Source organism: Herbidospora yilanensis (assembly GCF_001570565.1).
Classification (GTDB): Bacteria; Actinomycetota; Actinomycetes; order Streptosporangiales; family Streptosporangiaceae; genus Herbidospora; species Herbidospora yilanensis.
The window spans coordinates 33,139-50,973 of the sequence record NZ_BBXE01000020.1; the positions used below are offsets into that span (position 1 = coordinate 33,139).

A 17,835-nucleotide genomic window follows, 5' to 3' on the forward strand; every position below is an offset into this window, starting at 1 on the left:
GTGCGGTGAAGCCTCACTCGCATTGGTCACCAAACGAACATATCCACATTTATCGTAAATGCGCAATTAATGGCGCCGCGTTTCACGGCTTACCCGCAACGGGAACATTTGACGCGGTGTGGCGATTTCCAATACCCAACAATTAGGGAAATCACTGTGATTGCTCGCCCCAATACCACTAAATCCGACATACGGCCATCAACGCGGAAAGTTCCCGCGCCGGCGTCCATGTTGGGCCCCGCGTTCGTCGCGGCCATCGCCTACGTCGATCCGGGGAACGTGGCCACCAACCTGACCGCCGGGGCGACCCTCGGCTATCTGCTCGTCTGGGTCGTGGTGCTGGCCAGCCTGGTCGCGATCCTGGTGCAGTTCCAGGCGGCCAAGCTCGGCATGGCGACCGGGCGGAGCCTGCCCGAGTTGTGCCGCGAGCGGTTCGGCCGGCGCGGGAGCCTGCTGCTGTGGGCGCAGGCCGAGATCGTCGTGCTCGCCACCGACCTGGCCGAGTTCGTCGGGGCGGCCATCGGGATGCGGCTGCTGTTCGGCATGCCCGTGTGGTTGTCGGCGATCACCACGGCGGTGATCTCGCTGGCCCTGCTGGAGTTGCGGCGCAAGGGCCGCACCCGGCCGTTCGAGCTGATGAGCGCGGCGGCGCTGATGTTCGTCGGGGCCGGGGTCGGCTACGACATCCTCGCCACCGGGCACCAGTCGGCGAGCGGCCTCGCGGCCGGGCTGATCCCGAACCTGGGCGGGGCGGGCGCGCCGCTGCTGGCCATGGGCATCGTCGGCGCGACGGTCATGCCCCACGCGGTCTACCTGCACTCCGCGCTCGTCCAGGGGCGTGGGATGTCCACCGAGGCGGCCCGCGCGCGGCCGGCGCTGGTCCGGCGCATCCTGCGGTGGGACTGCTCGCTGGCGCTCGGCGTGGCCACGGTCGTCAACGTGTCGATGATCGCGCTCGGCGCCGGGCTCGGGGTGGCGAGCGGCGGCGCCTGGACCGGCGACCTGACCGCCGCCCACGCCGAACTCGCCGCCCGTGCGGGCGGGTTCGCCGCGCTGGCCTTCGCCGTCGCGTTGTTGTCGTCGGGGTTGTCGTCGTCGGGGATCGGCACGCTCGCCGGTGACGTCGTGATGCGGGGGTTCCTGAACGTGCGGGTGCCCGTCCACGCCCGCCGGATCGTGACGATGACCCCGGCCGTGCTGGCGCTGCTGTCCGGGGTCTCGCTCACCGGCCTGCTGGTGCTGAGCCAGGTGGTCGTCTCGCTCGGCGTTCCGGTGGTGCTGTTCCTGCTGGTGTACTTCTGCCGCGACCACGACCTGATGGGCCCGCTGGTGAACGCGCCCCTCACGACCTGGGTCGCGGGCGGCGCGGCGGCGGTCGTCGCCCTGCTGGGCTGTTCGCTGCCGATCACGATGGTGTTGTGACCGTCTCCTTCTCGGCGTCACTTGCCCACGGGGTCGCGGGGATTGACGCGCGGCACGAAAAGCGGGTCGATCGGGGTGAACGGGAACTGCGGGAGTTCTCTCTCGGGAATGGCGAAAGTCGCCGCGAGGACCTCGCGTGAAAAGGCGGTCGCGGTGGCCCTGTACCCGATGTCGGCGGGCATCGGCTGGTCGAAGAAGATGAGGAAGTGGATCTCGTCGTCGCCGATGACCTCGATGTGGTGCGGGAAGGCGCGCGGCACGAAGTAGAGGTCGCCGGGGCCGAGCAGGTACTCGTCGAGGCTGAGGTCCGGGTCGAGGACGCGCATCCGGGCGTGGCCCTTGGCGACGTAGCCCATCTCGGCGGTGACCGGGTGCCAGTGCGGCTCCCGCATGCCGCTCTCCCTGACGCGCAGGGAGTACATGGAGATGTCGTCGAGGGCGGCCCAGAACTGGTGCCGCGCCATCCGGGCGTCGCCGTAGGAGTAGGTCAGCACCGGCGCCTGGCTCTCGATGTCGAACAGCTTGGCGTTGGGCAGCTTGGCGGTCGGCGTCACGTCGGCCGGGCCGGTGCGCCGGACGATCTGCTGGGCCGGCGACCGGTCGAACGCGGCGAACGCCGAGGCCTGGAGGTCGAAGGTGTTGCCGAGCACGGCGTCGGTCATCGCGGTGAAGCTGTCGCGTACCGAGAAGTGCCGCGGGCGCTCGCTGCGCAGGGCCAGCACGAGCTCGGCGCGGTCGGGCCCGATGTTCTCGATGTGGTAAACCGCGCCCGACTCGACGTGGTACATCTGCCCCGGCCGCACGACGAACGAGGAGAACGTGTCGGCGTTGCCGAGGATCGACACCAGGACGGTGCCCGAGACCACGTAGGCGAGCTGGTTGGCGTTGACGTTCCACTGCGGCTCGCGGATCGCGCCCGGCTCCAGCACGACCCTCTTCAGCGAGAGCCCGTCGAGGATCGGCAGCACCTTCTCGTCGACCACGGTGACGGAGCCCAGGTCGTTCTCGAACGTGGGCCGGACCTTCCCCAATGAGGTGATGTGTGGCGACTTGCGCATGTCTCTATCCCCCCGGACGCGAACTGTTTTCCCAGGTTAAGCAGCATGTGTCCGGCATTTCGGCAAGGACACGCGTCCGGCGGCCCGTGCTGTTTCCCGAAGATTGGGGGAACAAGATCTGAAATGTCGGAGATGTGCGCTAGCCTTCCGGCGACACGGTCGTAGCGCAGAGGTCGTCGCGCCCCAAAGCGATGCGGAGGACGCCGGTTCGAATCCGGTCGGCCGTGTCACTTTTGTTGCCGGAGGGGGACGCGCATGGCTTCTGACGTGGAAACCTGCCTGCGCGTCCTGGCCGAGGCACGCGCGGCCGATCCCGGCGACGAGCGCTGGAGGCGGGTCCGCGAGGCCGCCGCGCAGGTCTACCGGGCGGACAAGAAGGCCCGCAAGGCGGCCCGCGACGCCGGCCGCCGTCAGCACGACGACCTCGTCAGCGCGGCCACCGAGCGCCACCGCGACCAGAACCCCGACTCCGCGCCGCCGGTCACTCCGGCCACGCGGTTGCGGCCGCTGGCCGGGACCCGGCGCTGCTACGTCTGCAAGGCCGTCTACGGCCAGGTCCACTCGGTCTACCACCTGCTCTGCCCGGCCTGCGCCGAGGAGAATCTGACCCGCCGCACCGCCCGCTGCGACCTGCGCGGACGCCGGGCGCTGGTCACCGGCGGCCGGGTGAAGATCGGCTTCCAGACGGCGCTGAAGCTGCTGCGCGACGGCGCCGAGGTCTTCGTGACGACCCGGTTCCCCGCCGACGCGGCCCGCCGCTACGCCGCCGTCCCCGACGCGGCCGAGTGGCTCGACCGGCTGCACGTCCACGGCGTGGACCTGCTCGACCTGCCGGGGGTCGCGGGCCTGCTGGAGAGCGTGCACGCGCGGTTCGACCATCTCGACGTGCTGGTCAACAACGCCGCCCAGACGATCCGCCGCCCGGCGGCCTACCACCGTGAGGTGCGGGCGGCCGAGAGCCTCCCGCTGGAGGGCCCGGCCACCCGGATCAGCGTCACGACCGGCGTGTCCCCGGCCGCCCTCGCCCGTCCGGACGCCGCCCCCGGGGAGCTCGAAGCGCTCTTCCCCGCGGGTCTGCTCGACGAGACCGGCGAGCCGCTCGACCTGCGCGACCGCAACAGCTGGAGCCTGCGGCTGCACGAGGTCGACGCCGCCGAGTGGCTGGAGGTGCAGCTCGTGAACTCGTTCGCGCCGTTCCTGCTGACCTCGCGGCTCCGGGGGCTGCTGGAGGCCTCGCCGCACCCCGACCGGTACGTCGTGCAGGTGTCGGCGATGGAGGGCAGCTTCTCGCGGGCGAACAAGACCGTCCGCCACCCGCACACGAACATGGCCAAGGCCGCGCTGAACATGCTCACCCGGACCGCCGCCCCCGACTACGCGGCGAGCGGCATCCACATGAACAGCGTCGACACCGGGTGGTGCACCGACGAGCGCCCCCACCCGGAGAGGGCGGCGAGCCGCTTCCGGCCGCCGCTCGACGTGATCGACGGGGCCGCGCGGGTGTACGACCCCGTCGTCCGGGGGGTCGGCGGCGACCCCGTCTCCGGACTCTTCCTGAAGGACTATCGACCGGTGGAGTGGTGACCGTGAAGCCTGTGCCCGTACGCTGCCCGGCGATCGAGCACCCCGACGTCCCCCCGGCCGAGGCGGCGGCTCTCGACCCGTTGCTCACCCGGCTGGCCGACACCCGCCCGGTCGCGGCCGACGAGGTCTTCCCGCTCGGCGCGCTGCGCCCCGACGGCCGGGTCGACCTGTGCAAGCAGGGCCTCGGCGCACCCGGCGCGGCCCGGCTGCTGCCGGTGGCGACGGCGTCGCCGCACGCCGTCCACCTCCTGCTGGGCACCAACGCCATCGGCGACGAGGGGGCGCGCGCGGTCGCGGGGGCGCTCACCGACGACCACCGCCTGCGCACCCTCTATCTCGGCTGCAACCGCATCGGCCCGGAGGGCACGGCGGCGCTGGCCGACCGGCTGAGCGGCGACCAGAGCGTGCGCGCGTTGTGGCTCAAGCGCAACCCGATCGGCGAGGCGGGGGTGCGGGCGCTGGCGCAGATGCTCACCTGGAACAGCACGCTGCGCACCCTCGACCTGGTCAACACCGGCCTGTCGACGGCCTCGCTGGAGGTGCTGGTCACCGCCCTCACCAGCCGGGACCTCCCGCTGGAGCGGCTGTTCCTCGGCGGCAACGGCCTCGGCCCCGGCGTCGCGCCGCTGCTGGCGCGGCTGATCGGCGAGGGGGGCGTGCGGGAGCTCTACCTTCCGGCCAACCATCTGGGCGACGAGGGCGCGGCCGTGCTGGCCGCCGCGGCCGACCCGGCCCGCCCGGTCAGGCTGGGCCTCGGCGGCAACGGCGTCGGCCCGGACGGCGCGACGGCGCTCGCCGCCTCGCTCGACCGCATCGAGTCCCTCGACCTCGGCCGCCCGCCGTCGGAGCGCAGCCTCGGCGCCCCGGCCAACACCACCGGCGACGAGGGCGCGCACGCGCTGGCCGCCGCCCTGCCCGGCAGCCCGCTGCGCCGCCTGGAACTGCGCCACACCGGCCTGACCGGGCGCGGCGCGAAGAGCCTGCTGGACCGCGTGCCCGACGACACCCACCTGGAGTACGTCGGCCTCGGGCCCGGCCTGCCCCGCAAGGTGAAGCGGTCGTTCACCGCGCGCCTGCGCCCGGCCGGCCCCGGCCACCCCGACCTGGTCGCGATCGGCAGCCTCTACCGATGACCTTCGACCGCGACGAACTGAGCCGCTGGCGGCAGGCCCGCCGTTACGCGGTCCCCCGCTGGATGATCGAACAGGCCACGGAACGCCGCCTGGCCGGCGACTGGCAGGGGGCCTGCGCGGCCGCCGCCGTCGACGTCGCCTTCGACCCGGCCATGGCCGAGAAGGACCCGGCGCTCGCCGACGACCTGCGGCACCTCGTGCCGGAGCTGCTGCGCTGGCACGCGCCCCGCGGCGGCAACGGCGGCGGCACCCTGGGCACCCACCACCAGGTCACCCTGGCCCGGTACGGCGACACCGAACTGCGGGTGGTGACGCCCCAGCTCAGCGAGGGCCCGCAACGGCTGACGCTGGTCCTCGTCCCCGCCGAGGACGAGGAGGACCCGTACCTGACCACCCATGTCGACTGGACGTCGGCCCGGCACTTCTGGCACGCCCGGCACACCGCCGGACTCCGCGACGGCACGGACGAGTCGCTGCCCGACCGCGTGCTGCTGGACGCCGGTCTGCTCACCCCCGACGACCTGCACCCGCTGGTCAGGGAGGCGCTCTTCCCCGGCCTTCCGCCGGTCGCGTCGGGCCCGCCGGAGCCGGCGCCGCCCGAGCCGGTCCGGGTGCGCTGCGGCGGGGCGTGGCACCAGGTCGTCTCCGGCGACGGCCGTCTCCTGCTTGAGCACAGCGACGAGGAACAGCGCCGTGAACGCGCCATGCGCGCCCTCGGCGGAGCCGTCTCCGGCTGCTTCGCGGTCGAACAGTCGTGGACGTCGGGCGAGGGCAGGCTGCCCCGGAGGCTGCGCGCCCAGCGCTGGGCGCTGTTCCTGCACGCCCAGCACGGCGACACCCCGGCGGTCGTCCGGCTCCTGGACGCCGGCGTCGACCCCCGGGTGCGCGACGGCCGGCAGCGCGGCCTGCTGCACGTGCTGCACCTCGTCGACCACACCGTGCTGCTGCCCCGGCTCCTCGCGGCGGGCCTCGACGTGAACGGCCTCGACTACCAGGAGCGCACCCCGCTGTTCCACGCGGTGGCCTCCTACGGCCCGCCCGCGCTGGTCGAGGCGCTGCGCGCGGCCGGGGCACGGATCGACGTGACCGACTGGGAGGGCTGGTCGCTGGCCGAGATCATCCGCCGCCGCCGGCGCAAGGACCTTGTCGCCCTGCGCGACGAGATCGAGCGCGACCACCCCGGCATCGGCGTCGGTTACGAGAGCTACGACGACGAGGACGGGGACGACGATTAACGACGACCTCGGCAACCTGGCCGCCGCCGACGAGATCAACCGGCGGCTGCGGGTCCACCGCACCGAACCGGCCGCCAGCGCCCAGTTGGAGGCGCTGGCCCTGGCCGTGGCGGCGAACCTGCCGGTCCTGCTGTGGGGTGAGCCGGGCATCGGCAAGTCGGCCGGGCTGGAGCAGCTCGCCGCCGGGCTCGGGCTGCCGCTGGAGACGGTCATCGCGAGCGTGCACGAGCCGTCCGACTTCGCCGGCCTGCCGATCGTCGGCGACGACCCGGCGGTGACCGGGGTGCCGATGGCGCCGCCCGACTGGGCCGTGCGGGTGACCACGCGGGGCCGGGGGCTCGTCTTCTTCGACGAGTTGTCGTCCGCGCCGCCCGCCGTGCAGGCCGCCCTGCTGCGGGTGGTGCTGGAGCGGCGGGTCGGCAGTCTGCGGCTGCCGGAGCCGGTCAGGATCGTGGCCGCCGCGAACCCGCCGTCGAGCGCGGCCGACGGCTGGCATCTGAGCCCGCCGCTGGCCAACCGGTTCGTCCATCTGCGCTGGACGCACGACCCCCGGACCGTCGCCCGGGGGTTGGCGGGCACCTGGCCGGCGGCGCGGATCCCGTCGATCGACGCGGCGCGCATCCCCGGCGCGGTGGCGCGGGCCCGGGGCGCCGTCTCGGGCTTCCTCAGCGCCCGTCCGGGTCTGGCGCACCACCTGCCCGCCGACGCGGAGAGCCGGGGCGGGGCGTGGCCCTCGCCCCGGACGTGGGAGATGGCGCTGAAGCTGCTCGCGGTCGCCTACGCGAGCGGGACCGGCCGGGAGGCCCTCGCGGCGGCGGTGGTCGGCGCGGTGGGCGACGGCGCGGGCGTCGAGCTCATCTCCTACCTGGAGGAACTCGACCTGCCCGACCCCGACCGGGTGCTCGCCGACCCGGCCGCCTTCAAGCTGCCCGAGCGCGGCGACCGCCAGCTCGCCTTCCTGACCGCGGTCGTGGCGGCCGTGCAGGGCGACCTGACCCGGCGCCGCTGGGAGGCCGGGTGGGTGGTGCTGGCCAAGGCCGTCGACGCGGGCGTCCCCGACGTGGCGGCCCGCGCGGCGATGGACCTGGCCGCGATGCGCGACCTCGCCTGGCCGGTGCCGCCGGGCATCGACGCGTTCGTCGACCTGCTCCAGCTCTCCGGCGCGCTCTGAGGAACATGGACCGGGTGAAGTTGCTGGCCGCCCGTTATCGGGCGGCGGCCGATCGGCCCTATTTCGCCACCGCGCTGTACGCCCTCTCGATCGTCCCCAGCTCGCGGGTGCCCACGATGGGCGTCGACGCGCACTGGCGGTGCTACGTCTCCCCCGCGTTCGTCGACGCCACGCCCGTCGAGGAGCTGGCCGCCGTCTGGATCCACGAGGTCGCCCACCTGCTGCGCGACCACCACGCCAGGGCGGGGCGGTTGCCCCCGGCCGACCAGCGGGACCGGCTGCGCGTCAACGTCGCGCAGGACTGCGAGATCAACGACGACCTGCTCGCCGACCGGCTGCCGCTGCCGGCGGGCCGGATGGAGCCGCGCCTGTTCGGCCTGGCGCCGGGCCGTCTGTTCGAGGAGTACGTGCCGCTGCTGCCGCCCCACGAACATCCGCTCGACTGCGGCTCGGGCGCCCACGGCCGTCCGTCCCCGTGGGAGATCGGCGAGGGCGCGCCCATGGTCGGCCCGGTCGAGGCCGAGTCGCTGCGCCGGCACACCGCCGAGGCGATGCGGGCCCACCGCCGCTCGCGGGGCACCCTGCCGAAGGGCTGGGAGCGGTGGGCGGAGCAGGTTCTCGAACCGGTCGTCGACTGGCGGCGGGTGCTGACGGGGGCGGTCCGCGAGGCGGTCGCCTGGGCGGGCGGCGCGGTCGACTACACCTACCGCCGCCCGTCGCGCCGGTCGGCGGCCATGCGGGGGGTGGTGCTGCCGAGCCTGCGCCGGCCGCTGCCCCGGGTGGCGATCGTGGTCGACACCTCCGGCTCGATGGGCGACGACGAGCTGGCCGCGGCGCTGGCCGAGGTGACGGGGGTGCTGCGCGAGGTGGGCGTGCACGGCAACCGGGTGACGGTGCTGGCGTGCGACGCCGACGTCCACGCCGTCTCGCGGGTGACCTCGGCCGAGCAGGTCACGCTGGCGGGCGGCGGCGGCACGGACATGCGCGTCGGCGTCACGGCGGCCCTGGCGGCGCGCGACCGCCCGAACGTGGTGATCGTGCTGACCGACGGCCACACGCCGTGGCCGGACGAGCCGGCGGCCTGCCGGCTCATCGCGGCCCTCATCGGTTCCGGGGCTCCCCCGCCGCCCGGGTGGGTGGAGACGGTCAGCGTGGGCGTCGTCTCGGCGGGCCGGGTGAGCGGGTGAGGAGCGCCGGACGGCCGCCCGCCACTGGAGGCGGCGGGCGGCGCCGGGGTGGGCGGAGCCGTACCGGAGAGAACGCTTTTTACCAGGCCACCGGGAACGACGACAGGCCGTAGACGACGTTGAAGGAGCGGAACACCGGCTCGCCCGCCTCACGCAGGCCCGGGAAGCGGTCGAAGAGCGCGGGGAAGGCGATGCGCATCTCCATGCGGGCCAGCGGCGCGCCGATGCAGTGGTGGGCGCCGTAACCGAAGGCGACGTGGGCGAGGTCGCGGCGGGTGACGTCGAAGGCGTCGGGGTTCTCGGTCAGCGCGGGGTCGCGGTTGGCGGCCGGGAGGGAGACCACGACGGCGTCGCCCTTCGCGATCGGGACGCCGCCGATCTCGGTGTCGGCGGTGGCGACCTTGACGGCGCCCGAGTGGATGATCGTGAGCCAGCGCAGCAGCTCCTCGACCATGCCGTCGACCTTCTCCGGATCCTCGCGCACGAGGCCGAGCTGGTCGGGGTGGCGGAGCAGGGCCAGGGTGCCGAGGCCGATCATGCTGGCGGTCGTCTCGTGCCCGGCGAGCAGCAGCAGCCCGCCGAGCCCGACCAGCTCGGCGTCGGTCACGTCATCGCCGTGGTCGCGCACCAGCATGCCGAGCAGGTCGTCCCCGGGTTCGGCCCGGGCCCGCGCGACCAGTTCGCCCATGTAGGCGGCCGAGGCCATCTGGGCCTGCCCGCGCACCTCCGGCGGCTGGCTGAAGTCGAGCAGGGTGTGCGAGCGCGCCTGGAAGCCGACGCGGTCGTCGTAGGGCACGCCCAGGAGTTCGCAGATGACCAGCGACGGGATCGGCGTGGCGAAGTCGGCCACCAGGTCGGCGGGCGCGCCGGCCCGCTCCATCGCGTCGAGGTGATCGGCGACGATCTCGCGGACGCGGGGTTCGAGGCGGCGGATGCGGCGCATGGTGAACTCGGGCGTGAGCATGCGGCGTAAGCGGGTGTGGTCGGGCGGGTCCATCATCAGCAACGCGCCCGCCTTGAGGCGGCCGGCCTGTTCCTCGCTCATCGGCGGGATGTTGATGCCGTGCCCGTAACCGAACAGCTCGGCGTTCCTGAGCACGTCGCGCACGTCGTCGTAGCGGGTGACCAGCCAGGCGTCGCGGCCGTAGGGCGTGGGCACCTTGGTCAGGCCCTGCCGGGCGCGGACGGCGGCCAGCTCGGGATCGGGGTCGAAGCCCTGGCGGCGCATATTGAGGGGCAGCGTCATGGAATCTCCTGAGGAAGATCGGCTTACCTCAGCAAGATCCCGCCCCGGGCCGGGCCCGCGCAACCTCCCGGGGCTTGACGTCCGGTTTTACTTTTGATGGGCCGGGGGCCTCGCTTCATCGGATCTACTGACCCAACCCGGGGCATTTTGTCCAATTATGCGAAGCAAGATGGGATTATGGCGCGTCCATTGATCCCCAGCATGCGACTGGACGAGCTCCTCTCGGAGCTCCGGGCCCGGCTCGACGCCGTTCGCGCCACCCGCGACCGGGTCCACACCCTCCTGGAAGCCGTCGTGCTGATCGGCGGGGAGCTGGAACTGGAGACGGTCCTGCGGCGGATCGTCGAGACGGCGACCGAGCTCGTCGACGCCAGTTACGGCGCCCTCGGCGTGATCGGCGACGAGCGCACCCTCGTCGAGTTCCTCCCCGTCGGGCTCAGCGAGGAGGAGATCGCCCGGATCGAGCACTGGCCCCACGGGCTCGGCCTGCTGGGGCAGCTCATCAAGGAGCCGAGACCGTTGCGGCTGTCGCGGATCTGCGACCACCCCGAGTCCTACGGCTTCCCCGAGGGCCATCCTCCGATGGGGTCCTTCCTCGGGGTGCCCCTGCGTGTGCGGGACGAGATCTTCGGCAACCTCTATCTGACCGAGAAGCGCGGCGGGGCCGACTTCGACGAGGAGGACGAGGCCGTCGTCGTCGCCCTGGCCACGGCCGCCGGGGTAGCGATCGAGAACGCCCGCCTGTACGAGGAGACCCGCCGCCGCGAACTCTGGTTCCAGGCCACCGCCGAGGTGACCACGAGCCTGCTGTCGGGGGCGGGACCGGGCGACGTGCTGGCCCGGGTGGCCAAGCGGATCAAGGAGATGGCCGACTCCGACACGGCCCTGGTCTTCTTCCCCGTCGAGGGCGGCACCTCGCTGCGGGCGCTGGTCGCCGAGGGCCCCGGCGAGCTGATCGGCGGGGAGGTCGGGCTCGACACGTCCCTGGCCGGCCGCGCCTACAAGACGGGCGAGGCGCTCATCGTCAGCGACGTGGCCGCCGCCGGATATGAGACCATCGGAGGGCTGGTCGTCGGGCCGGCCGCCGCGATCCCCCTGGGCGCCGCGGGTTCGGTGCGCGGGGTGCTGGGCCTAGGGAAGCGGCCGGGCCGGATCCCGTTCACCACCTCGTCGCTGGACATGCTCAAGTCGTTCGCGGCCCAGGCCACGGTGGCGCTGGAGCTCGCCGAGGCGCGCCGCGACGCCGAGCGGATCAGCCTGCTGGAAGACCGCGACCGCATCGCCAAGGACCTCCACGACGTGGTGATCCAGCGGCTGTTCGCGGTGGCGATGACGCTCATGAGCACGGTCCGGCTGGTGGAGCACCCCGAGGCGGCGGCCCGGGTGCGGCACTCGGTCGACGAGCTCGACGCGACCATCCGGCAGATCCGGGCGACCATCTTCGCCCTCCAGGGGCCGCTGGGGCCGGACGAGTCGGGGCTGCGGGCACGGGCGGCGGAGCTGGTCGAGAACACGTACGGCGATCTGGGGTTCCGTCCGATGCTGCGGCTGGACGGGCAGCTCGACTACGGCGTGCCCGAGGAGATCGCCGACCAGGTGCTGGCGGTGCTGCGGGAGGCGTTGTCGAACGTGGTCCGGCACGCCGCCGCCAAGCGGGTCGAGGTGTCGCTGGTGGCGGGCGACGAGGTGACGCTCACCGTCGACGACGACGGCGTCGGGCTGCCGCGCGGCGGGCGGCGCAGCGGGCTGCGCAACCTTGAGGAGCGCGCGGCCACCCTGGGCGGGTGCTTCGAGGTGGCCCGGCGCGAGGACAACAGGGGCACGCATCTGCTCTGGCGCGTCCCTCTCAGCTGACCCCGTCGGACTGCATGCGGGCGGCGTAGACGGCCACCTGGGTCCGGCGTTGCATGCCCAGCTTGCCCAGCAGCCGCGAGACGTGGTTCTTGACCGTCTTCTCGGCCAGGAACATCTCCTCGCCGATCTGCCGGTTGGTCATGCCCTGGCCGATGTGCTCAAGGATGCGGCGCTCCTGGTCGGTCAGCGCGGCCAGCGGATCGCGCCGTTCCCCGAGCCGGCGCAGCATCGTCGTGGTCGCCTTCGGGTCGAGCAGCGACCGCCCTCCGGCCACCGCCCGGACCGCGCCGACCAGGTCGGAACCGTGGATCTGCTTGAGCACGTATCCCGAGGCCCCGGCCATGACGGCCTGGAACAGGGCGTCGTCGTCGGCGTAGGAGGTGAGCATGAGGCAGGGCAGTTCGGGGAGCGCGCTGCGCACCTCGCGGCAGACGTCCACGCCGTTGCCGTCGGGCAGGCGCACGTCCAGGATCGCCACGTCGGGGCGGAGCGCCTGGATCCGGGTGACCGCCGAGCCGGCCGACCCGGCCTCGCCGACGACGCGGATGTCGTCTTCGGCCTCCAGGAGCGCGGCCACGCCGCGCCGCACCACTTCGTGATCGTCCACAAGGAAAACGCGGATCATGTCTTCAAACCTATTCATCCGTTTTGTCCCTTAATAGGGACCAAAGTCACTCCTTGTCTGGTTAGGGACTTTCGAGCCGCAGGCCAATCGTTGTCATGGAGAAGAGGGAGAAGACCAAGGGGGAGTCATGAAGGATGTAACTGTCGGTGTCGACGGTTCCGAGACGGCGCTCGCCGCCGTCGAATGGGCGGCCGACGACGCCGCCCGCCGCGGCGCCTGGCTGCGCATCGTCCACGTGGTCGACCGCTCCCCCTACGAGCTGGCCGCCTCCCCCGAACTCGACGCGGCGCTCTCCGAGGTGGCCTGCCGGATCATGAGCGGGGCCGAGAAGACCGCGCGCGCCCGCCGCCCGGGCCTGCCGACCCGCCTGGAGAACATCGAGGGCCGCCCCGCCGACGTGCTGCGCGGGCTGGCCGACGAGTCGGCCGGGCTGGTGCTGGGCAGCCGGGGCATGGGCCGGACCGCGGGCAGCATCCTCGGCTCGGTCAGCATGCAGGTGGCCGGGCACTCCACCGGACCCGTGATCATCGTGCCCGACCGGCCCAGACGGAGGGTCGGCGAGATCGTGGTCGGCCTCGACGACACGGCCGACTGCCACCGCCCGATCTCCTACGCCTTCGAGAAGGCGGACCTGCACGGCGCCGAGATCAGGGCCCTGCACGCCTGGTCGCTCCCCACCCACTCCTACGCCCCCGCGATCGACTACGACCTGAACACCGTGCGGGCCGGCCAGCGGGCCGTGGCGACGAGCCGGCTCGCCCGGTTCCGGACCCGCTATCCGGCGCTGCCCGTCTCGGACGACCTGCGCTCGGCGCACCCGGTCGAGGCGCTGGTCGAGGCGTCACGGGAGGCCGACCTCGTGGTGGTCGGCGCGCACGGCCGGGGCCGGGCCGACTCCATAGTCATGGGCTCGGTCAGCCGCCGGGTGCTCCGGCACGCGCGCTGCCCCATCGCGGTGGTCCGCCCGTGCGGCCGGCACTGAGGTTTCGATCTGGTTTCGGAGTCTTGACAGTGTCCGCCTGAGCAGCCATATTTCGGGACTAACTTTACCAATAAAGAAAGTGAGCCCGATGGCTGCGACCGATCGCGGCGATCTCACGCGGACGGCGATCCTGGCCCTGCTCGGCACGGTCGGGCCGCTCAGCCGCACCGAGATCGCCAAGGAGCTGGACCTCTCCCCCGCGACGGTCACCCAGCTCACCAAGGCGCTCATGGCGGCGGGCATGCTGGAGGAGCTCGACCTCCAGCCGTCGCGCGGCGGCCGTCCCGCCCAGCGCCTCGGCCTCGCCGGCACGGCGGGCCGGGCCCTCGGGGTGAAGGTGACCGCCGAACACCTGGTCATCGTCGAGGTCCGCCTCGACGGCGAGGTCCTCGGCTCCTGGGAGACCCCCTTCGACCCCTCCTCCCCCGACGCGCTGGGCGATTTGGCCGAAGCCGTCGCCGACGTGCTCGGCAGGGTGCCCCCGCTGCTCGGCGTCGGGGTCTGCGTGCCCGGCAGCGTCGACGACCAGGCCGCCGGCACCTGCAACGCGCCCACGCTCGGCTGGCAGGCCATGCCGGTGGGCGACCGTCTGCGCCGCCGCCTCAAGCTCCCCGTCCTGCTGGAGAACGACGTCAACGCCCTGGCGGTGGCCGAGCGCCTCTACGGCCGGGGCCGCACCCACCGCGACTTCCTGGTCCTCACGATCGGCCGGGGCGTGGGCGCCGCGATCGTCGCCGACGGCCGGGTCTACCGGGGCGCGCGCGGCGGCGCCGGCGAGTTCGGGCACGTGCCGGTCGCCGTGGACGGCCCGCTGTGCGGCTGCGGGGTGCACGGCTGCCTGGAGGCCATCGTGGGCGCGACCGGCCTCGTGGCCTCGGCCCGCGGCCGGGGCCTCGACGTGAAGACGGTCGACGACCTCGGCGTGCTCGCCGGGTCCGACGCGGCCGCCCGCGAGGTCTTCGCCGAGGCCGGCACCGTCCTCGGCCGGGCGACCGCCGGGTTGATAAACGTCGTCGACCCCGAGGTGGTCGTGGTCCTCGGCGAGGGCACCGCCCACTGGGACCACTGGCGCGAGGGCTTCGACCCGGCGGTCCGCCGCCAGCTCATGCCGGGCCGCCGCGACATCGAGATCGAGGTCGAGAGCTGGGACGACACCTCCTGGGCCCAGGGCGCGGCGGCGCTGGTGCTCGCGACCCCGTTCGACACCGAGGGCGCGGCCGGGGAGCAGGGCCGGATGGTCAGGGCCCGGCTGATAGGGGCGAGCTCATGACGTGTCAGAAGACGAGACGCCGGCCCACGGCCCGGCCCGGAGGTGCGGTGTGACTCTCACCGAGGCCCCGCCGAAAGTTCCGGCCCGGCAGCCCGTCCGGCCGCCGAAAAAGCGCCTTCGCCACGCCCTCACGGTCGCCGTCTTCCTGCTGCCCTCCGCGGTCCCGCTGCTGCTGTTCACGCTGATCCCCATGGCGGGCTCGCTCTGGACCTCGCTCCACGAGTGGGACCTGATCACGCCGATGAAGTGGGTCGGCCTGGACAACTACGCCGGCCTGCTGGCCGGCGAGGAGACCCGGGCCGCGTTCGGCCACACGCTCTACTTCATCGCCGGTTATCTGCCGCTCGTCTACGCGGGCGGCCTGGGCCTGGCGATGCTGCTCAACCGGGCCATGAAGGGCCGCGACATCTTCCGGGCGATCTACTTCCTGCCCGTCGTCACGTCGTGGGTGGTCGTGGCGCTGTTGTGGAAGTGGCTGCTCAACCCGGCCTCGGGCATCGTCAACTGGGCGATCGGGCTGGTCGGCCTCGAAGGCCCCGGGTGGTGGACCGACCCCGACTGGGCGATGCCCTCGATCATCCTCGCCTCGGCCTGGAAGGACCTCGGCTTCGTGATGATCATCCTGCTGGCGGGGCTGCAGGCCATCCCGAAGGAGTACCTGGAGGCGGCCCGGGTCGACGGGGCCAACGCCTGGCAGCGCTTCCGGCGCGTCACCCTCCCGCTGCTGTCGCCCAGCACGTTCTTCGTCGTCGTCATCTCGCTGATCAACGGGTTCCAGGTCTTCGACCAGGTCCACGTCATGACCGGCGGCGGACCGGCCGGCGCGACCCAGGTCGTCGTCGAGCAGGTCTACAACCTGACCTTCAAGTACGGCCGCGCCGGTGAGGCGTCCGCCCTGTCGTGGCTGCTGTTCGCGGTCGTGCTGGTGGTCACGCTGATCCAGGTCCGGGGCCAGCGCCGGTGGGTGAACTATGGCTAAAGCAGGCAAGTACGTCGTCGTCGTGCTCGGCGCCCTGGTCATGCTGTTCCCGTTCGCCTGGGCGGTGATCACGTCGCTGACCCCGGCGGGGGCGGTGTTGCAGACCCCGCCCGACTTCACCCCCGACGACGCGGGCTTCGGCGCCTACGAACGGCTGCTGGAGACCATGCCGTTCTGGCGGATCATGTTCAACAGCCTCTGGATCGCCGTCGCCTCGACCGTCTTCCAGCTCGTCACGAGCTCGATGGCGGCCTACGCCTTCGCCCGGTTGCCGTTCCCCGGCCGGGGCGCGCTGTTCGCCGTCTACCTGGCGACCCTGATGGTGCCGCTCCAGGTGCTGGTCGTGCCGCTGTTCATCGAGATGCGGACGTTCAACCTGACCGACACCTACTTCGCGGTCCTGGCCCCGACGATCGCCTCGGCGTTCGGCGTGTTCCTGCTGCGGCAGGCCGTCCAGCAGGTGCCGAAGGAGTTCGACGAGGCCGCGGTGCTCGACGGGGCCGGGCATTTCCGGATCTTCGCCCTGGTCGTGCTGCCGCTGATCCGCCCGGCCCTCGCCACGTTCGCCATCTTCGGGTTCATGGCGAGCTGGAACAGCTACCTGTGGCCGCTGGTGATCATCAGGTCGCCCGAGTTCATGACCCTCCCGCTGGGCCTGGCCAACCTGCACGGCCAGTTCACCACCGAGTGGAACGTCGTGATGGCCGGGTCGGTCGTCAGCGTCGTCCCGATCCTCGTCCTCTACCTCTTCGCCCAGAAGCACGTCATCGCGTCCGTGGCCCAGTCAGGGCTGAAATAACAACACGAAGGAACCCCCCATGGCCGGATCAGCCCGGGTCGCCGCGGCGACCCTGATCACCGCCCTGCTCGCCACCGCCTGCTCCCAGGGCTCGGCGACCCGCACGACGGAGCCCGCCGAAGGCGGCAAGGTCACCCTGCGCTACTTCACCTTCTCCGCCGCCCCCGACCACGTGAAAGACCTCGACACGATCGTGGCGGCGTTCGAGAAGGAGAACCCCACCGTCGACGTGCAGGTGGAGACGGCCCCGTACGACCAGTACTTCACCAAGCTCCAGACCAGCCTCGCCGGCCAGACCGCCCCGGACACCTTCGAGCTCAACTACGAGAACTTCGTCACCTACGCCGGCGCGGGCAGCCTGCTCGACCTGGGCACGGCGGGCGGCGACACCGACACCTCCGGCTACGCCACCGAATCGCTGAACGCCTTCAAGCACGACGGCAAGCAGTACGCGCTCCCGGCGTCGTTCTCCACGGTCGTCCTGCTCTACAACAAGGACCTGTTCGAGAAGGCCGGCGTCCCGCTGCCCACCGCCGACTGGACGTGGGCCGACGAGCAGGCCGCCGCCGAGAAGCTCACCGACAAGGGCGCCAAGGTGTACGGCGACTTCCAGCCGGTGACCTTCTTCGAGTTCTACAAGGCGCTCAAGCAGGCCGGCGGCGAGTTCATGAGCGGCGGGAAGTCGACGTTCGACAGCCCGCAGGGCGTCAAGGCGGCCAAGTGGCTGGTCGACAAGGTCGGCAAGACCATGCCGACCGAGGCCGAGATCGGCGGCACCGCCGACTTCGACACCAACCTGTTCAAGTCGGGCAAGCTCGCGATGTGGCACAACGGCATCTGGCAGTTCGCCGGGCTGAAGGACGTGCCGTTCCAGTGGGACGTCGTCGTCGAGCCGGGCGACAGCCAGAAGGCCAGCGCCGTGTTCCACAACTCGGTGGCCGCCTCCGCCACGACGAAGCACCCGCGTGAGGCGTACGCCTGGGCCAAGTTCCTGAGCAGCTCGAACGTGGCCGCGACGACCCGGATCGCCAGCTCGTGGGAGTTGCCGCCGGTGTCGGACCAGGCCGTGCTGCAGGGTTACCTGAAGGACCCCGTCCCGGCCAACCGCCAGGCCGTCTTCGACTCGCTGGACAACATCGCCCTGCCGCCGGTCATCGCCCGCCAGCAGGAGATGCAGGACGCCGTCACCCAGGAGCTCACCGAGGCCGCGGCCGGCCGCAAGTCGGTCGAAGAGGCCCTGACCGAAGCCGCGTCCAAGGTCGACGCCCTTCTCGGCTAGGAGAGAACCAG

General features: G+C 72.4%; 15 protein-coding genes and 1 tRNA gene. 13 read left to right on the forward strand and 3 right to left on the reverse strand.

The window, feature by feature from the left end:
- Positions 1-228: 228 nt before the first annotated feature.
- A complete protein-coding gene (locus AW273_RS14190) occupies positions 229-1,422 on the forward strand; it encodes an Nramp family divalent metal transporter (RefSeq protein ID WP_062348779.1) in 1,194 nt (397 codons plus the stop codon).
- A 17-nt stretch (positions 1,423-1,439) separates the two neighbouring features.
- On the opposite strand, the gene AW273_RS14195 is transcribed toward AW273_RS14190, so the two are convergent.
- Positions 1,440-2,480: a cupin domain-containing protein gene (locus AW273_RS14195; RefSeq protein WP_062348780.1), complete on the reverse strand. Its 1,041-nt coding sequence runs from the start codon at positions 2,478-2,480 to the stop codon at positions 1,440-1,442.
- A 155-nt stretch (positions 2,481-2,635) separates the two neighbouring features.
- Here AW273_RS14195 and AW273_RS14200 point away from each other — a divergent pair.
- From AW273_RS14200 to AW273_RS14225, 6 genes are all read left to right on the forward strand, one after another.
- Positions 2,636-2,707 (forward strand) — tRNA-OTHER (locus AW273_RS14200).
- Positions 2,708-2,735: 28 nt separating this feature from the next.
- Positions 2,736-4,064, forward strand: coding sequence for an SDR family NAD(P)-dependent oxidoreductase (locus AW273_RS14205; protein WP_062348781.1), 1,329 nt, complete (start codon positions 2,736-2,738; stop codon positions 4,062-4,064).
- A 2-nt stretch (positions 4,065-4,066) separates the two neighbouring features.
- A complete protein-coding gene (locus AW273_RS14210) occupies positions 4,067-5,197 on the forward strand; it encodes a leucine-rich repeat domain-containing protein (protein ID WP_232327397.1) in 1,131 nt (376 codons plus the stop codon).
- A complete protein-coding gene (locus AW273_RS14215) occupies positions 5,194-6,432 on the forward strand; it encodes an ankyrin repeat domain-containing protein (protein ID WP_062348782.1) in 1,239 nt (412 codons plus the stop codon). The genes AW273_RS14210 and AW273_RS14215 overlap by 4 nt, the downstream gene beginning before the upstream one ends.
- On the forward strand, positions 6,341-7,603 hold the full coding sequence (locus AW273_RS14220) for an AAA family ATPase (protein ID WP_083949760.1): 1,263 nt from the start codon (positions 6,341-6,343) through the stop codon (positions 7,601-7,603). Before AW273_RS14215 ends, AW273_RS14220 begins: the two co-directional genes overlap by 92 nt.
- Positions 7,604-7,608: 5 nt before the next feature.
- Positions 7,609-8,790, forward strand: coding sequence for a vWA domain-containing protein (locus AW273_RS14225; protein WP_083949761.1), 1,182 nt, complete (start codon positions 7,609-7,611; stop codon positions 8,788-8,790).
- 79 nt (positions 8,791-8,869) lie between these two features.
- Here AW273_RS14225 and AW273_RS14230 read toward each other — a convergent pair whose 3' ends face one another.
- Entirely contained in the window at positions 8,870-10,036 is a 1,167-nt protein-coding gene (locus AW273_RS14230; RefSeq protein ID WP_232327398.1) for a cytochrome P450, read from the reverse strand.
- 201 nt (positions 10,037-10,237) lie between these two features.
- Here AW273_RS14230 and AW273_RS14235 point away from each other — a divergent pair, with 201 nt between their 5' ends.
- Positions 10,238-11,890, forward strand: a complete 1,653-nt coding sequence (locus tag AW273_RS14235; RefSeq protein WP_269750243.1) for a sensor histidine kinase — start codon at positions 10,238-10,240, stop codon at positions 11,888-11,890.
- Here AW273_RS14235 and AW273_RS14240 read toward each other — a convergent pair.
- Positions 11,883-12,515, reverse strand: a complete 633-nt coding sequence (locus AW273_RS14240; protein ID WP_157555801.1) for a response regulator — start codon at positions 12,513-12,515, stop codon at positions 11,883-11,885. The two genes, AW273_RS14235 and AW273_RS14240, sit on opposite strands and share 8 nt — an antisense overlap.
- A 127-nt stretch (positions 12,516-12,642) precedes the next feature.
- Here AW273_RS14240 and AW273_RS14245 point away from each other — a divergent pair, with 127 nt between their 5' ends.
- The 5 genes from AW273_RS14245 to AW273_RS14265 all read left to right on the forward strand — a co-directional run bounded on the left by AW273_RS14245 (position 12,643) and on the right by AW273_RS14265 (position 17,824).
- A complete protein-coding gene (locus tag AW273_RS14245) occupies positions 12,643-13,497 on the forward strand; it encodes a universal stress protein (RefSeq protein ID WP_062348786.1) in 855 nt (284 codons plus the stop codon).
- 88 nt (positions 13,498-13,585) lie between these two features.
- Positions 13,586-14,767 (forward strand): ROK family transcriptional regulator, encoded by a 1,182-nt coding sequence (locus AW273_RS14250; RefSeq protein WP_062348787.1) that lies wholly within the window; start codon positions 13,586-13,588, stop codon positions 14,765-14,767.
- A 49-nt stretch (positions 14,768-14,816) separates the two neighbouring features.
- Positions 14,817-15,746 carry a carbohydrate ABC transporter permease gene (locus AW273_RS14255; protein ID WP_232327400.1) on the forward strand — a complete coding sequence of 310 codons (930 nt, stop codon included), beginning with the start codon at positions 14,817-14,819 and terminating at the stop codon, positions 15,744-15,746.
- Positions 15,739-16,545 carry a carbohydrate ABC transporter permease gene (locus tag AW273_RS14260; protein WP_062348788.1) on the forward strand — a complete coding sequence of 269 codons (807 nt, stop codon included), beginning with the start codon at positions 15,739-15,741 and terminating at the stop codon, positions 16,543-16,545. The genes AW273_RS14255 and AW273_RS14260 overlap by 8 nt, the downstream gene beginning before the upstream one ends.
- Before the next feature lie 19 nt (positions 16,546-16,564).
- Positions 16,565-17,824 carry an ABC transporter substrate-binding protein gene (locus tag AW273_RS14265; protein WP_062348789.1) on the forward strand — a complete coding sequence of 420 codons (1,260 nt, stop codon included), beginning with the start codon at positions 16,565-16,567 and terminating at the stop codon, positions 17,822-17,824.
- Positions 17,825-17,835 lie beyond the last annotated feature (11 nt).

Excerpts from the sequence above, each read along its gene's own strand:
- AW273_RS14190 (WP_062348779.1), top strand. The coding sequence starts at position 229 with ATGTTGGGCCCCGCGTTCGTCGCGGCCATCGCCTACGTCGATCCGGGG.
- AW273_RS14195 (WP_062348780.1), bottom strand. The coding sequence starts at position 2,480 with ATGCGCAAGTCGCCACACATCACCTCATTGGGGAAGGTCCGGCCCACG.
- AW273_RS14205 (WP_062348781.1), top strand. The coding sequence starts at position 2,736 with ATGGCTTCTGACGTGGAAACCTGCCTGCGCGTCCTGGCCGAGGCACGC.
- AW273_RS14215 (WP_062348782.1), top strand. The coding sequence starts at position 5,194 with ATGACCTTCGACCGCGACGAACTGAGCCGCTGGCGGCAGGCCCGCCGT.
- AW273_RS14225 (WP_083949761.1), top strand. The coding sequence starts at position 7,609 with ATGGACCGGGTGAAGTTGCTGGCCGCCCGTTATCGGGCGGCGGCCGAT.
- AW273_RS14230 (WP_232327398.1), bottom strand. The coding sequence starts at position 10,036 with ATGACGCTGCCCCTCAATATGCGCCGCCAGGGCTTCGACCCCGATCCC.
- AW273_RS14235 (WP_269750243.1), top strand. The coding sequence starts at position 10,238 with ATGCGACTGGACGAGCTCCTCTCGGAGCTCCGGGCCCGGCTCGACGCC.
- AW273_RS14240 (WP_157555801.1), bottom strand. The coding sequence starts at position 12,515 with ATGATCCGCGTTTTCCTTGTGGACGATCACGAAGTGGTGCGGCGCGGC.
- AW273_RS14245 (WP_062348786.1), top strand. The coding sequence starts at position 12,643 with ATGAAGGATGTAACTGTCGGTGTCGACGGTTCCGAGACGGCGCTCGCC.
- AW273_RS14250 (WP_062348787.1), top strand. The coding sequence starts at position 13,586 with ATGGCTGCGACCGATCGCGGCGATCTCACGCGGACGGCGATCCTGGCC.
- AW273_RS14260 (WP_062348788.1), top strand. The coding sequence starts at position 15,739 with ATGGCTAAAGCAGGCAAGTACGTCGTCGTCGTGCTCGGCGCCCTGGTC.
- AW273_RS14265 (WP_062348789.1), top strand. The coding sequence starts at position 16,565 with ATGGCCGGATCAGCCCGGGTCGCCGCGGCGACCCTGATCACCGCCCTG.